Raw genomic sequence first — 14,796 nt, 5'->3', positions numbered from 1 at the left:
AGCAGTACGTCATGGGATCGCTCTAATGGCGACCATCCTATGACGCCGCTCAGGCTAAACTAGCGTAGCGATTGCTTTGTCTAGTTTTGATAAACCTTCTTCAATTTCTTGTGTAGTAATAACCAGTGATGGCGTGAAACGAACCACGTTTGCACCCGCAACCAGTACCATCAAGCCTTGTTCGCCTGCTGCTACTAATACATCACGAGCACGACCTTGCCATGCTTCATTAAGCGCAGCGCCTAGCAATAGGCCTTTACCGCGAACTTCACTGAATATTTGGTATTTGTCGTTAATCTTAGCTAAACCATCACGGAATAGTGCTTCGCGTTCTTTCACGCCAGCCAACGTTTCAGGTTGGCTTACTACGTCAACAACCGCTTCAGCAACGGCACACGCCAGTGGGTTACCACCGTAAGTCGAACCGTGCGTACCCACTTTTAGGTGTGTTGCAAGTTCAGACGTTGTTAGCATTGCGCCGATCGGGAAACCACCACCTAGTGATTTCGCAGTGCTTAGGATATCAGGTGTTACACCTAGGCCTTGGTAAGCGTAAAAGTTACCCGTACGGCCATTACCTGTTTGCACTTCATCAAAGATAAGCAGCGCATTGTGTTTGTCACACAGTTCACGAACCGTGTTCACGAACTCAGATGTTGGAGAGATGATACCGCCCTCGCCTTGCAGAGGTTCCATCATGATTGCACATGTGCGATCTGAGATGTGCGCTTCTAGCGCTGCAATATCGTTGTAAGGCAGGTGAGTTACATCGCCCGGTTTAGGACCGAAGCCATCAGAGTAAGCCTCTTGACCACCCACAGTTACGGTAAAGAAAGTACGACCGTGGAAACCTTGTTTGAATGCAATGATTTCAGACTTCTCAGGACCGTGAACATCCGCAGCCCAACGACGAGCTAGCTTCAATGCTGCTTCATTCGCTTCTGCGCCAGAGTTGGCAAAGAATACTTTTTCTGCAAAACATACGTCGGTTAGCTTTTTCGCTAGACGCAGCGCAGGTTCGTTGGTCATCACGTTACTTAGGTGCCAAATCTTGTTTGCTTGCTCAGTAACTGCGTTAACCATTGCCGGGTGACAGTGACCCAAACAGCTCACAGCGATACCACCAGCAAAGTCGATATACTCTCGGTCTTGTTGGTCCCAAACGCGTGCGCCTTCCCCTTTTACTGGGATCATTTCCATTGGGTTATAACAAGGCACCATCACCTCATTAAACAGACTACGTTCTACTTTATTTTCCACTGTCATCGTACATTCCTTCTCGATACCGCAAGCTTCGCAAATAAGCGTAATGGTTCATAAGTGAGACAAAGATATTTTGTCTCGCCATAATCCCGCTGCAGCATTATATTTACATTTAATTAACCTTTTCAATAGTAGATTATTCTTTAGCCATCCCTCACAACCAGCTAAACGTCACTACCCATGACTATTTATGCATCAATTAATCTGTTTTATGAAGCTTTTTTTACCTAAACGTATGACTAGTAATAGCAAAGCCTTACTGGCACAGCGGTATATAGGGTTCGAGAGGAAATAACGCGAATAATTTTGCATAGGCTAAAAACTTAGCGAAGCGAGAGAGAAATGTTATAAAAAGTGATCGGCGTCAGAGGGAGAGAGGCGTGTAAAGCCCGAATTTAAACGCTTAACGAATGGGCTGACAGGTTTAACTGGCTTATTTAGGCGGAGAAAGGGTCAAATTTAAACACTTAGCGTGCTAGGAAGTTAGCGAGAAGTTGGTGTCCCTGCTCTGTTTTAATCGACTCAGGGTGAAATTGTACGGCATCAATCGGCAAGGTTTTGTGTTGATAACCCATGATCTCATCCATGCTGCCATCTTCAAATTCCGTCCAAGAGGTCAATTCAAAGCAGTCAGGCAGCGTGCCATTTTTCACCACTAGAGAATGGTAACGTGTCACGGTTAGAGGGTTATTCAACCCCTGAAAAACACTCTTGCCATTGTGGCGGATGGGAGAGGTTTTACCGTGCATCACTTGTCTGGCTCGCACGACTTCACCACCAAAGACTTGAGCAATGGCTTGATGACCAAGGCACACACCTAAGATAGGCAACTTACCCACGAAGTGTTCAATGACTTGCAGAGAGATTCCCGCATCATCGGGCGTACACGGGCCCGGCGAGATAACAAGATGGCTAGGATTCAGCGCTTCGATACCTGCGATATCAATCTCATCGTTGCGAACAACTTTCACAGTGACCCCTAACTCACAGAAATACTGATACAAGTTATAGGTAAAAGAGTCGTAGTTATCGATGATAAGTAACATGGGTCGAAATCGTTTGCTAAATACTAAATGATTGGGAGATATAGGGGCGGTATTGTGCAATATAAAGCAAGAAAGGCAAGTGAAAATGATAAAAAGAAAATCAGCTTTCGCTGCCCTGATAACTTTACACTACAAATACATAAACGTTACTGGCAATGAAGCCAGAGTGATCCACTTTGTCTTCTCAAGACATAGATGTCTCCCATCCCTGCCAAAGTTCCCATAAAAATTAAAACCTTATAAGTTGCGGGTTTTTTATGACATGGTTCTTTTTTTGTGAAAAACAACAACTCAATGAATAATTGCTTGCGTTATCATTAGCGTGAATTTACTGACCTTTAATAGAAAAATGAAAGAGAACAAGCTCGTTTACCTAATTCGTTACATACCAACTATAACTGTGGTTCTATTTTCTATTATCGTCTTTTCGTTATCTGTGAATGATAGCTATCGCCGAACCAATCAAGAAATATCTCACATAGAATCCGATATTATTGAAGAAAAAAAGGCCTATTTAAAATCGCAAGTCAGCTATGTAAATAACCAACTTAATTACTTAGAAAAAACGACAATAACTACGTTACGTGACAATATAAAAACGCATACTCTCCGCACTCACGACATATTAAATCAGCTGCACATTAGCAATCCTCAACTAAATGAACAAGAGTTTACAACCTTGGTTCGTGCTAGTTTGAAAAACTACAGATTCAATGACGGTCGTGGTTATCCTTTTATTTATCACCATGATGGGACTGTTATTTTTCACCCTGTTTTTCCTAGTATGCAAGGAACCTCAAAATGGGAGTTTCAAGATGCCAAAGGACACTTTATTGCTCAGGAATTAACAAAAAAAGCGATTGAAGAAAAAGAAGGCTTTCATAAATGGTGGTTTATGAAAGCAGGCTCATCAGGTAGACAGTATGAAAAAATCGGCTATATCGCCAACTTCTCTCCATACAGTTGGTACATAGCTACAAGTGACTTTATTACAGATGTCCAGGCAGACATTCAAAGTAATGTACTTGAATGGTTAAGTCAGCTTCAAATTGGCCAACAGAGCAATTTCTACGTTATTAACACTAAAGGCGATGTGCTAGCTCATACCACTCCTGGCTTTATTGGCACGAATATCCATAACATTAAAAACGTGAACTTTCGCACTCAAGCAGTCGCGCTGTTAGAACAATCAGATATCTATGTTAGACACTTAGCTGCCGACAATTACTCGGTAGAAAACCTAAGTTATGTCGTCAAAAATAGTACTTGGGGCTGGACGATAGGCGCGAGCTTTAGCGTAACTGCATTAGAAAGACTGGTTGCTAACAAAAATTCCGAGTTGGTTGAAAAAAGAAATAATGCGCTCAATCGCTTAGCACTCATGTATGGCGTAGTCGTTCTATTAGTCGGACTACTCTCATATTATGTGAGCACTCTAGTATCTCGTCGCTTTGAATCTTATCAAGCTGAAATTCAATCTGACTTTGAAAAGCTCTGTACTGCAAACAGCACGCTGAATCACTTTGCTAATCATGACCAACTGACTGGGCTTTTTAATCGACACTTTTTTGAAGTCTATATGGAGAAAGAGCTGGCCAAAACTCAATCAGATGACGATAAATTTCTTGTCTGTTTTATTGATGTAGATAACTTTAAAAACATCAACGACTACTACGGACACAGTGTTGGAGACGAACTCTTAATACAGATATCTCAAACGCTTAAAAAAGTATGCCCTAATTTTTCAGAAGTGTTCCGGTTCGGAGGTGATGAATTTATTGTTACTTTCCCTGCTCTAAACAGCCTAAAACAGGCAGAAAGCGTCATGAAACTATTTCATGATGAACTTGCGACCAAGTATCAATGCTTTGAGCATGAATTTGATATCAGTTTTAGCTTAGGTGCCGCCTTGTATCCCGATCACGGGCGCACTGTCGATGAGTTGCTCGCAAGCTCTGATATTATGCTCCATTCTGTGAAATCAGAAGGCAAAGCAAACTGTGCTATTTTCTCATCAAAAACCTCTGCGAAAAATCAACGTAAGTTTCTGATTGAAGACAATTTACTGACCGCTATAGAAAGAAGAGAAATTTATTTAGATTATCAGCCTCAGTATTGCTTACAGTCTGGAAGGTTATGGGGAATCGAAGCGCTAGCTCGATGGAAAAGCCCAACATTGGGTAACGTTTACCCTGATGAATTTATCTCCGTCGCTGAAGTCAGTGGTCACATACGCGCATTAGGTTGGTATCTTATTGAATTAGCCTACCAACAGTATTCAGAACTCGATTTTCCAGACGATGCTCCTATTTTACTGGCACTGAACTTATCACCAGTTCAAATTGGTGAAACAAACTTTGCTGAAAATATCATTAAAATAACAGAGCGCTACGGTATAAACCCATCCCATATATGCCTAGAAGCCACCGAAGGCATCATGCTAAAAAATCCGGAAGAGGTAGCAAAAGTTGCGTATCAACTTCGTAGTAAAGGGTTTCACTTGGCCTTAGATGATTTTGGTACTGGGTACTCTTCGTTGAAGTATTTGTCATTACTTCCTATTCATGAAATTAAAATAGATCGTAGCTTTATTTGGCAACTTTCAGAATCGAATACCGCTCATGAACTATTAAAAAGCATTGTCGCAATTGGGCGGTCTACAGGAACAAGAACCGTCGCTGAAGGTGTCGAAACCATTGAACAACTAGAATATGTTAAACAATATGGATGTGACATTGTCCAAGGGTACTTATTTTCAAAACCGGTATCACTGGAAAAAGCGGTACAAATACGCCAATACGACCTTGAAAAGATGGAATCATACCAATCACAGTAAGTAAGTGTTCAAAAATAGCGCAGGAAAAAAGCTTGAGAACAAGGCGGATTTTTTTGATAAGTAGTTATTCTACAATCAAAAAATCTAACGACGTTATCTAGATTTTTAACAAACTAGGGTGAACAGTTATTTACTACGATTGGTATCAATGAGTAGCTAAAATATAAACCGCTACCTATAGGTAGCGGTTTATTATGACTCGAAAAGCCTTATTACTTACGACGACGCCACATTGCTAAGCCAAACAATGACATCAGCGCACCGAAACCAAACGAACCACCGACTTTAAGCTCAAGAACTGCCGGATCATGATCAGATGAACGGAAGTGATCTTGGTACTTCGGCAGATCACCTTTGTACTCTTCGTTGTAATCAAGCAACTTCGATTCACCGCCATTGATGTGCCAGTCAGTCGCATCCACCACCCTATCTTTCAGGCTGTCGCTGATCAACAGGTGATCCAAAGCGCCAACTTCGTCATTGTATGAGTAGCTCCAGCTGTCTGGGTGCTTTTGAGCCACAGCATTAATGTAGCCGTAGTTCTTAGTAATCACCGCACCGTTATCGCCAAACTGCTCGACACCGTCAATGTAGGTGTTACGCGCCGCTTTGATTTGCTTACCGTATTTCTCTTCAGAGTAATCCGTCAGTACCAGCATTGGGTCTTCCATGCCGTACGAGTTCATATCACCCAGAATCACTTTATGGCCTTTGATGCCGTCTAGCGCTTCACCCAATGCAACCGCAGCTGCAACACGGAAGTTCTCACATGAACCTTGCTTGTCGGCATCAACGCCACCTTGACCGCCCTGTTCGACAGGGGCTGCATCTTCCCAACACTTAGAACCTTTCGATTTAAAGTGGTTAATCGCAACGGTCAGTTTCTCTTTAGTGCCTTTGACTTTAAAAGTTGGCGCCAATGAGTCACGTTGATAGTTCTTACCGTCTTCAATCACCTTGCCAGAATCGTCTAACACCTCTGGCGCTTGTTGGCTTGGCATCGCGATAACACGGCGGTCTTTAAGCTTAACCACTTTCTTACGGTAAATAACACCTGTTGTAATGACGTCAGTACCAATCGAGTCCATCTCGTCGGTTACGCCATCTTCGTTCGAATCGACAGCCACAAAGGTATAGCGGTCTTTCTTACGCTCAATGCGATCATTCAGTTGGTTTACAAGCTGCTGAATGGCAGAGCCTTCACCAAAACCGTTGTTCTCAATTTCCATCAAACCAATGATGTCGGCATCTAGACGAAGAATCGCGTTCACAATCTTCTCTTGCTGCATCTCAAACTCAGTGATGGTGTTCGCGCCACGGTTGTTGCCGTGTTGGTTCGCGTCACCGCCAAATGGAGAGTTAAAGTAGTTCAAAACGTTGAAGGTCGCGATACGTAGATCACCTTCATCCATATCAGGCTTGTCAGTACGTGGGTCATTACGTACAAAGTTCTCAGCCGAGATCTGGTTGGTTGTCACTAAGCGATATTCGCCGTAACTGTAGGTCAGTACACCTTCTAGGCCAATAATGGTGTCATCAATACGGATGTAGTCTTCTGTTGAACCATCTTGGTCAATATCGGTACGGCCAAAGTCTGGATAGAAAGGAACTTGTCCGTCACCGGCTTTTTGATCGGTTTCAACAAAAAGACGACGGTCTGCGTTATCTTTAGTTTGCTGTTTCGCATCTTCAGAGCCAGCTGCAGATAACTGGTTCGGCTGCATGTTAATACGCTCATGGGCCAGTACCATGTTGTTACGACGACCTGCGTAGTCATAACCAAAGGTACGCGTTACACGCATATCAAGCGCTTCGGTTGTTTTCACCAACATGCCTTCATGGCGTTCAAGCGTTGCAGCGAAGTTCTCGTCACTGTCTAAGGCTTCAATTGCTGTCGCTTCAGGCGCTTGTTGCTCGCCCTGCTTAAGCCATTGGTTGTTTTCAACTTTAAGCTGAGTATGACTGTAATACTCTTGAACCTTACCTTTCACACACACTACATCGCCCGCAGCCAGTTCTGAACTCGATTGATTGGTGTGGATAAATAGACCTTCAGAAGTGCTTGAATTGAAGTCATCCTCAAGTGCTTGCAGGTAGAAACCTTTGGTTATGCCAGTAGTGACTGCACTTACCACACCTTTGACGAAGTATTCATCGTCAGTGATGTATGGATAGCCATCAATGAACGGTGATGTTGCGCCTTCACCTTGGATCTCTTGAATAGTCGTGAATACAGGAGCAGAGCCATCTTGTGTACAGGCAAACGCGTCAGGCAACTCTACATTGTCTAGTGAACCTAGCCCTTCAATACTGTCCTTAGGTAACGATACCCATTGCGAAGCATCAAACGTCGCAGAAGGTGTTTGTTTAGCACGAACCAAAGTAACATCTTTACCCCAGTCCACATCGCCCATCAAACCGACAACATCGTGCACCGAACCATCTGAATTCAAGATAGCCAGCGGATCGTCACCATTGTGATTAGCAATCGACGCGTTAAGAATATCAGCCGCCGCTTTAATTTCGTCACTTGCGCTGGTGTGCGCAACCACAAGTACTTCACCGGGCGCTAAAACGTGGCCATTCAAAGGTAAAGTGGCGCCCCATGATCCATTACCATTCGCAGACTTCGCCAACGAGTAACCATCTAAATTAATGCTGCTATCGCCGTTATTGGCAATCTCAACCGCTTTGTTATAGCTGCCGCCTTCCACATATTGTGAAATAAACAAATCAGCGTGTGCGCTTGTGGTTAACAAGCTACCAATTGCCACTGCTAGCAATGAAGGTTTATGTAAAAGAGCCATCCGTTTCACCTAAGTTCATCGATTTATAGTCACTGCCATCTATGGGCAGTCATGTATTTTGTGGTAACTATCAGGTTTATTTATGAAAGGAATAAGTCAGTTGGCAAGAAAATGAGGAACTTATCACTTTGGAATCATCAATTGTTTGGCACGTTTTATATTTCCAACATATATAGAAACAAGAGTGACTTTATAAAGCTTGAGGATACCAAATAAGATCACCTGCACAGCATTAGCATGATGAATGTGTTAGCTAGATAATGCTTAAATTATCAATTCAAACAAGAGATTTACTGGGAAGGTAAATGGAGCAGGCAATAAAAAGCCCAAAGTAAACAAAGTCACTTTGGGCTTGAATTTCTAAACGAGTCGTTTTAGTAAACCCTATGGGCGAGTAACAAAACCTACCGCTTCGTATGCTTTTTTCAGTGTTACTGCAGCACGCTCAGAGGCTTTTTCGGCACCCGCTTTCATTACTGCGTCCATGTAAGCACGGTCAGCACGGATACGGTGGTATTCAGATTGAATCGGCTCAAGCATCTCAACCAATGCTGCGCCTACATCTTTCTTAAATGGACCGTACATTTCAACGCCTTGGTACTGCGCTTCGATCTCTTCAAACGTTTTACCCGTCGCCGCAGAGTAAAGACCCATTAGGTTAGAGATACCTGCTTTGTTTTCCCAATCGTGAGCAATACGTGGTGGCGTTTCTGCATCGGTTTGCGCTTTGTTGATCTTCTTGATGATCGACTTAGGCTCTTCTAGCAGAGTAATCACGTTCTTACGGTTGTCATCCGACTTAGACATCTTCTTCGTCGCATCTTGCAGGCTCATTACACGTGCATTCACTGTTGGAATGTAAGGTTCTGGTACTTGGAAGATTGGCGTTTCAGGACCGTAAATGTTGTTAAAGCGAGTTGCGATATCACGCGCTAGCTCTAAGTGTTGTTTCTGGTCGCTACCTACTGGCACTTGGTGAGCACCGTAAAGCAGGATGTCTGCAGCCATCAACACAGGGTAGTCGTATAGGCCTACGTTTACGTCGTTTGAGTGACGTGCAGACTTATCTTTAAACTGAGTCATACGGCTCAGTTCACCCATTTGCGTGTAACAGTTAAGAAGCCAACCAAGTTGAGCATGCTCTGGTACGTGTGACTGAACAAATAGCGTGCTCTTCTTTGGATCAACACCGACAGCAAGACAGATTGCTAATGCGTCTAGAGTCGCTTCGTGCAGTGCTTTCGGATCTTGGCGAACCGTAATTGCATGAAGGTCTACAACACAGTATTGGCAATCGTAATCATCTTGCATCTGTTGCCATTGACGTAGAGCACCCAAGTAGTTACCGATACTTAGTTCACCAGATGGTTGAACACCACTCAATACGATGGGCTTGCTCATGGTTTTAATTCCTTTGCTTGTTAGCTAAGCTCGTTAACTTAGTTTCTTAACCTAGTATCTGAAAAACTTAGCTTCTTAACTTTAAAATAGAAAGCCGTACAGCTCTTCTGTACGGCTCATCCAGTGTACTCATTGATAAGTATTTTGCTAGTAGGTTAGCTAACTTTTATCCGCTTTATGCTGAAACTAGAACGACATCTAGTAATTGCGCAATATTGTCTGCGACATAGTCAGGGTTTGATACTGAAATCGACTCACCGTGGTTGTAGCCGTATGTCAGACCAAACGAGTGACAGCCGGCATTCTTAGCCGCTTTGATGTCATTGCTTGAATCGCCAACCATCAGCATCTCTTCAGCTTTTACATTGTGCTTTTCTAGCAACCAGTTCAACGCTACTGGATTCGGCTTTTTCTCTGGGAAAGAGTCGCCGCCCAACACATCAACAAAGTACTTATCGATACCGTGTTGCGCCAGAACGGCTGGTACAAATTTCGATGGCTTGTTTGTTACAAGCGCCATGGTGAAGCCCGCTTTATCCAACTCAGCTAACGTTTCTTTTACTGATGGGTAAAGGTGGCTCAGCTTATGGCCACTCTGCTCGTAAAAATCATCAAACAAGATACGCGCTTTCTTTAGCAGTTCAGGCTCTAGGTTTGGATCAACCGTCAAGTTGCGGCTCAGTGAGCGCCCGATAAGAACGTCAGCACCATTACCCACGTAGTCGCGAACTTGCTCTTCGCTTACAGAAGAAAAACCCAGTTCCTGACAAGCCTGATCAGCGGCAACAGCCAAATCAGGCACGCTATCTAACAAGGTTCCATCCAAATCAAAGGCAATCAGTTTTATTGAGCTTAATGACATCTTACTTTCCTATTTATTATGTTCGTCTTATGAGTTGAGCTCCAAGACGTAAAAAAGGGGCCAATGAGCCCCTTAATATTCAATCTATCTGTAGTTTTACGATTATGCGTTTACTTTTGCAAGCTCTGAACGCATCTCATCAATCACTTCTTTGTAATCTGGTTGATTGAAGATAGCGGAACCCGCAACGAACATATCTGCACCCGCTTCTGCAATTTCACGGATGTTATCAACCTTCACGCCGCCATCAATCTCAAGGCGGATATCACGGCCAGATTCGTCAATAAGTTTACGAACAGCGCGCAGCTTATCAAGAGTATGAGGAATGAAAGATTGACCGCCAAAGCCAGGGTTCACTGACATCAGTAGAATCATGTCGACTTTGTCTAGGATGTAATCAAGGCAAGAAAGTGGCGTTGCTGGGTTAAGTACGACACCCGCTTTACAGCCGTGTTCTTTGATTAACTGTAGAGTGCGATCAACGTGCTCTGACGCTTCAACGTGGAAGGTAATCATTGATGCGCCAGCTTTGGCAAACTCAGGTACGATGCTGTCTACTGGCTTAACCATTAGGTGAACATCGATAGGAGCTGTGATGCCGTAGTCGCGCAATGCTTTACAGATCGGTGCACCAAAAGTCAGGTTAGGTACGTAGTGGTTATCCATCACATCGAAGTGCACAACGTCGGCACCGGCTGCGAGTACTTTTTCGACGTCTTCACCAAGACGAGCAAAATCTGCAGACAAAATCGATGGAGCGATTAGAAAATCTTTCATACCAAACCTCTTAAGAGTGAGTAAATTGCGAATATCACCGCCTTGTGACCTCTCATACACAAGTACAAGACTCAATCCCAAGACTATTTGGTGTGCAATTCTACCTAAGCACCTAAGCAGATCCTAGCAGTTCGAAAGATTAGTTTAAGAAAGTACCCGTGGGTCACTCAATTTAATGAGTTCGAGGATTATTCTGACGACGACAATTCTGTTGAAGCGTGTTGCTGGTTTTTCTCTTTATGGAAAAGCGCCAGTAACTCATCAACTTTATTGCGCCCTGCGCCATTACGGCTAATGGTGCGCTTAACCTTGACCACGTTCAGTTCCGCACCATGGTATAAACGGCGCGTTAAGGTGGTGTCATGGTTTGAAATCAAGACAGGAATATCGCGTTCCATCGCCGCTTTTTCAGCGACATCCGCCAGTGCAGCTTGGTCATCTAAGCTAAAACCATTACCTGCGTAAGAGGTAAAGTTAGCCGTGTTCGACAGCGGTGCGTATGGAGGATCACAGTAAACCACGCAACCTTTGCGCGCGCGGCTAAAGGTTTCATGGTATCCCTCACAGACGAAGGTGGCTTTTTTCGCTTTCTCAGCAAAAAACTCTAGCTCGGCTTCAGGGAAATAAGGTTTTTTATAAGAACCAAACGGAACGTTAAAACCGCCCTTCTTGTTGTAACGACACAAGCCATTGAAGCCAAATCGGTTCATGTACAAGAAAGCTAACGAGCGATACATAACGTTATCTGTACCATTGAACTCAGCGCGAACATCTAAGAACACTTCTCTACGGTTATTCTCCGGACAGAACCAACGCTTCGCTTCAGTGATATAGGTTTCAGGATCGGTTTTAAGTAGATTGTATAGGTTGATAAGATCAGGATTAATATCTGCAAGTAGGTACTGTTCAAAATCAGTATTCAGAAATACTGATCCGGCACCGACAAACGGTTCTACCAATTTACGAGCAGGTGGCAGGTGACGTTGGATGTCTTCAACTAGGCCATATTTACCACCAGCCCATTTTAGAAAGGCACGCTGCTTTTTCATTTACTGCTCTATCTATCAACTCAAAAATAAGGCTGCGGAATGTAACATATTTTGAGGCTAAGCTCAGGGTTATTTCGCACGTTCTATCTCTCGATGCACTTGATTCATCGATTTTGCCCAAGGTTCCAACTGTTGAAGTGGTTTTGATAACGCACTTGCCGCATCTCGCGCCACTTGAATCGTTGGGTAATCTTGATAAGTGATAATAAACCACTTGGTGTCGTTACGAAGTGTTGGGTAAATACGAACCTTGTTCTCAAGCTCATACTCTTCAATGAAAGATTGTACATCTTCCAATGATGTCATCGCACTCAACTGCAGGGTATAAGCGCGCGGCGAGATAGCTTGTAGCTCTTCGCGTGCAAATGAGAATGTAATTTTTTTTGTCGGAGGTGCTGATTGTGTTAGATCTGAACCTTCATTCGTTGCCGGCAATGACTCACGTTCCACAACATCAGGCTGCGGGATAACGACTGCATCTGTCTTTTCTTCAACTACAGCTTCAATTGCACTGGTATCAACACTCTCAGGTTTATCATCAAGTAAAGCATCGACCACATCAGAGGTGATCACCACACGTTGCTGATCTTGTTCTACCTGACCAACACTGGCTGTCTCTTCAACCACGACCGGCGGCAGAGAAGAGCTGTCATCGTCAGCACCTTGATAACTCATATCAACTTCGGCTTCAGAATCGACAGTTCCGTCGATTGTGGCTTGCTCAGTTACATTTTCCACTTCCAACGTTGGAATAACTGTCTGCTCAATAGGGGCGATAATAGATTGCGCTTTATCGTCAGGCGTTGGTTGATTAAACATCCACCAGTAACCGCCGCCGATAACAAGCAACAACAACGCCACCACAATCGCAATATTGATAGGTGAACCAATGATTGAGCGAATAATAATCCTTTTTTCCACTTTCAATTCTCCTAAGGCCATTAGCTCACCGGGCAAAGGTTGCGCTTTTTTAAATGCATTTCGCACCCGAGATTCTGACTCATCATCAACATATCGAATCACCAGTGACTCAAAGAAATGTTCAGCTTCTGGTTGCGAAAGATCATCGATCTCAAGGGCGATAGGTTTGTGCGGCTGACCGTAACTAAGTCGTGTTAATAGCGTGTCTAGGTGACCAGTTTGCGAGAACAGAACGATATTAATCGTCCATTGAGGGTTTGATTGAGATTCAAGTACCAACATCCATAATTCTGATACCAGTAGCTCAGACAGTCGGTGGGCGTCATCAATGACAATAAGCACATTACACGTATCTCCATCCAGCAACCTAGCAAGGCTATCAGATAAAGAATCATGTTGATTAAAGAGTGGGTCAGAAACAATCTGACTAAGAATAAGTGCGCGGCGCTGTTGATCGTCTTGGCTTGGGTGACAAAGCAGTAAACACTGATTTTTTTCTGTCGACCATGCTTCAAGATAACGCTGAGCTAACCAAGATCGGCCAGAACCCGTTTTACCAGCAACATTTACAAAGTTTGAACCAAAGTTAGTTAAAAGCTGTAAACGCTCTAGCAACTCAACTTGAGACTCTAACTCCAATACTCTTAAATCATGAGCCAAACTCATTGGGGATCCCTACTGATAAGTTCGATCTGTAAAGCGCTTCAGTTGCCTAGAGTTTAGCTAGGCAACCTCATAACCGAATTTAAAGAGTACGGCAGAAATCAATCGCTTGTTTAATGATGTCTTGAGGTACATCAGCAACCACTTCAGCAGTACCAATACTTGTTGGTAATACCAGACGCAACTGACCAGATAGCACTTTTTTATCGCGCATCATGTGCTTCATAAAGTCTTCAAAAGACATGCTTTCTGGCGTATGGATTGGTAGTTTCGCATTCTTGAGTATAGAAATAATTCGCTCAAGTTGCTGCTGAGAAATCAGTCCCTGTAATTGGGCGGTTTTTGCTGCCATTACAGTGCCTGACGACACAGCTTCACCATGTAGCCAATTACCATAGCCTAGTTCTGCTTCAATCGCATGACCAAATGTATGACCTAGGTTCAATAACGCTCTGATTCCTGACTCTTTTTCATCGATAGCAACCACTTCAGCCTTAATTGCACAACAACGAGCAATCGCGGTAATCAGTGCGTCTTCATCAAGTTGATACAGTTTCTCTAGATTCTGTTCCAACCAGCCAAAAAAGGCTTCATCGTAAATGATGCCGTATTTGATCACCTCAGCCATACCCGCTGCAAACTCACGCTCTGGAAGCGTTGATAGGCAGTTAGTATCGATGATGACAGATTTTGGTTGGTAAAAAGCGCCGATCATATTCTTGCCAAGGGGATGGTTCACTGCCGTTTTACCACCTACAGAGGAGTCCACTTGAGAAAGAAGGGTCGTCGGGATTTGAATGAAATCAATACCGCGTTGATAACAAGAAGCAGCAAAACCAACCAAATCACCGATAACACCACCACCTAAAGCAATCACCACCACATCGCGGCTGTAATTTCCTTCAAGCATGTAGCTCATCACTGAATTGAACGTTTCAAGGTTTTTGTACTGTTCACCGTCTGGCAGCTCGAGAAGAGATGTTTGACAGCCGACTTGATCCAATAGCGATAAAATTTTATCAGCATAAAGAGGCGCTACTGTCACATTACTGATAACAACAACTTTCTGCTTACCTGATAAAAAAGAAAGGTACGCCGGGTCTTCAAATAACCCGGCGCCAATAGAGATAGGGTAGCTACGCTCAGCTAGATTGACCGTAATCCGTTCCAT

The 14,796-nt window shown here is 43.6% G+C and carries 10 protein-coding genes; 1 reads left to right on the top strand and 9 read right to left on the bottom strand.

The window, feature by feature from the left end:
• Window positions 1-54: 54 nt before the first annotated feature.
• On the bottom strand, window positions 55-1,266 hold the full coding sequence (locus tag ACED42_RS08370; RefSeq protein ID WP_371702142.1) for an aspartate aminotransferase family protein: 1,212 nt from the start codon (window positions 1,264-1,266) through the stop codon (window positions 55-57).
• 464 nt (window positions 1,267-1,730) lie between these two features.
• Entirely contained in the window at window positions 1,731-2,309 is a 579-nt protein-coding gene (locus tag ACED42_RS08365; protein WP_009848915.1) for an aminodeoxychorismate/anthranilate synthase component II, read from the bottom strand.
• A 349-nt stretch (window positions 2,310-2,658) separates the two neighbouring features.
• Between ACED42_RS08365 and ACED42_RS08360 the strand changes: the two genes are divergently transcribed.
• Window positions 2,659-5,145, top strand: a complete 2,487-nt coding sequence (locus ACED42_RS08360; RefSeq protein ID WP_371702140.1) for an EAL domain-containing protein — start codon at window positions 2,659-2,661, stop codon at window positions 5,143-5,145.
• Between the two features lie 212 nt (window positions 5,146-5,357).
• On the opposite strand, the gene ACED42_RS08355 is transcribed toward ACED42_RS08360, so the two are convergent.
• The 7 genes from ACED42_RS08355 to aroB form a co-directional block, all read right to left on the bottom strand.
• Window positions 5,358-7,952 carry an ExeM/NucH family extracellular endonuclease gene (locus ACED42_RS08355; protein ID WP_371702138.1) on the bottom strand — a complete coding sequence of 865 codons (2,595 nt, stop codon included), beginning with the start codon at window positions 7,950-7,952 and terminating at the stop codon, window positions 5,358-5,360.
• A 384-nt stretch (window positions 7,953-8,336) separates the two neighbouring features.
• The gene (trpS, locus tag ACED42_RS08350; RefSeq protein ID WP_010435234.1) at window positions 8,337-9,353 is read right to left on the bottom strand and encodes a tryptophan--tRNA ligase; all 1,017 of its coding nucleotides are present in this window, start codon (window positions 9,351-9,353) and stop codon (window positions 8,337-8,339) included.
• A 175-nt stretch (window positions 9,354-9,528) separates the two neighbouring features.
• Window positions 9,529-10,215 carry a phosphoglycolate phosphatase gene (locus ACED42_RS08345; protein ID WP_012604940.1) on the bottom strand — a complete coding sequence of 229 codons (687 nt, stop codon included), beginning with the start codon at window positions 10,213-10,215 and terminating at the stop codon, window positions 9,529-9,531.
• Window positions 10,216-10,317: 102 nt separating this feature from the next.
• A complete protein-coding gene (gene rpe / locus ACED42_RS08340; protein ID WP_009848911.1) occupies window positions 10,318-10,992 on the bottom strand; it encodes a ribulose-phosphate 3-epimerase in 675 nt (224 codons plus the stop codon).
• A gap of 188 nt (window positions 10,993-11,180) precedes the next feature.
• Entirely contained in the window at window positions 11,181-12,041 is an 861-nt protein-coding gene (locus tag ACED42_RS08335) for a Dam family site-specific DNA-(adenine-N6)-methyltransferase (RefSeq protein ID WP_012604942.1), read from the bottom strand.
• Between the two features lie 69 nt (window positions 12,042-12,110).
• On the bottom strand, window positions 12,111-13,628 hold the full coding sequence (locus ACED42_RS08330; RefSeq protein WP_371702136.1) for an SPOR domain-containing protein: 1,518 nt from the start codon (window positions 13,626-13,628) through the stop codon (window positions 12,111-12,113).
• Between the two features lie 79 nt (window positions 13,629-13,707).
• Window positions 13,708-14,796 carry a 3-dehydroquinate synthase gene (gene aroB, locus ACED42_RS08325; protein ID WP_012604944.1) on the bottom strand — a complete coding sequence of 363 codons (1,089 nt, stop codon included), beginning with the start codon at window positions 14,794-14,796 and terminating at the stop codon, window positions 13,708-13,710.

The sequence above is a fragment of the Vibrio sp. FF145 genome (assembly GCF_041439075.1).
In the GTDB taxonomy this organism is placed as follows: domain Bacteria; phylum Pseudomonadota; class Gammaproteobacteria; order Enterobacterales; family Vibrionaceae; genus Vibrio; species Vibrio tasmaniensis_A.
The sequence above is the reverse complement of the archived record's forward strand: the minus strand, read 5'-3'. Positions and strand labels throughout refer to the sequence as shown.

Excerpts from the sequence above, each read along its gene's own strand:
- ACED42_RS08370 (WP_371702142.1), bottom strand. The coding sequence starts at position 1,266 with ATGACAGTGGAAAATAAAGTAGAACGTAGTCTGTTTAATGAGGTGATG.
- ACED42_RS08365 (WP_009848915.1), bottom strand. The coding sequence starts at position 2,309 with ATGTTACTTATCATCGATAACTACGACTCTTTTACCTATAACTTGTAT.
- ACED42_RS08360 (WP_371702140.1), top strand. The coding sequence starts at position 2,659 with ATGAAAGAGAACAAGCTCGTTTACCTAATTCGTTACATACCAACTATA.
- ACED42_RS08355 (WP_371702138.1), bottom strand. The coding sequence starts at position 7,952 with ATGGCTCTTTTACATAAACCTTCATTGCTAGCAGTGGCAATTGGTAGC.
- trpS (WP_010435234.1), bottom strand. The coding sequence starts at position 9,353 with ATGAGCAAGCCCATCGTATTGAGTGGTGTTCAACCATCTGGTGAACTA.
- ACED42_RS08345 (WP_012604940.1), bottom strand. The coding sequence starts at position 10,215 with ATGTCATTAAGCTCAATAAAACTGATTGCCTTTGATTTGGATGGAACC.
- rpe (WP_009848911.1), bottom strand. The coding sequence starts at position 10,992 with ATGAAAGATTTTCTAATCGCTCCATCGATTTTGTCTGCAGATTTTGCT.
- ACED42_RS08335 (WP_012604942.1), bottom strand. The coding sequence starts at position 12,041 with ATGAAAAAGCAGCGTGCCTTTCTAAAATGGGCTGGTGGTAAATATGGC.
- ACED42_RS08330 (WP_371702136.1), bottom strand. The coding sequence starts at position 13,628 with ATGAGTTTGGCTCATGATTTAAGAGTATTGGAGTTAGAGTCTCAAGTT.
- aroB (WP_012604944.1), bottom strand. The coding sequence starts at position 14,796 with ATGGAACGGATTACGGTCAATCTAGCTGAGCGTAGCTACCCTATCTCT.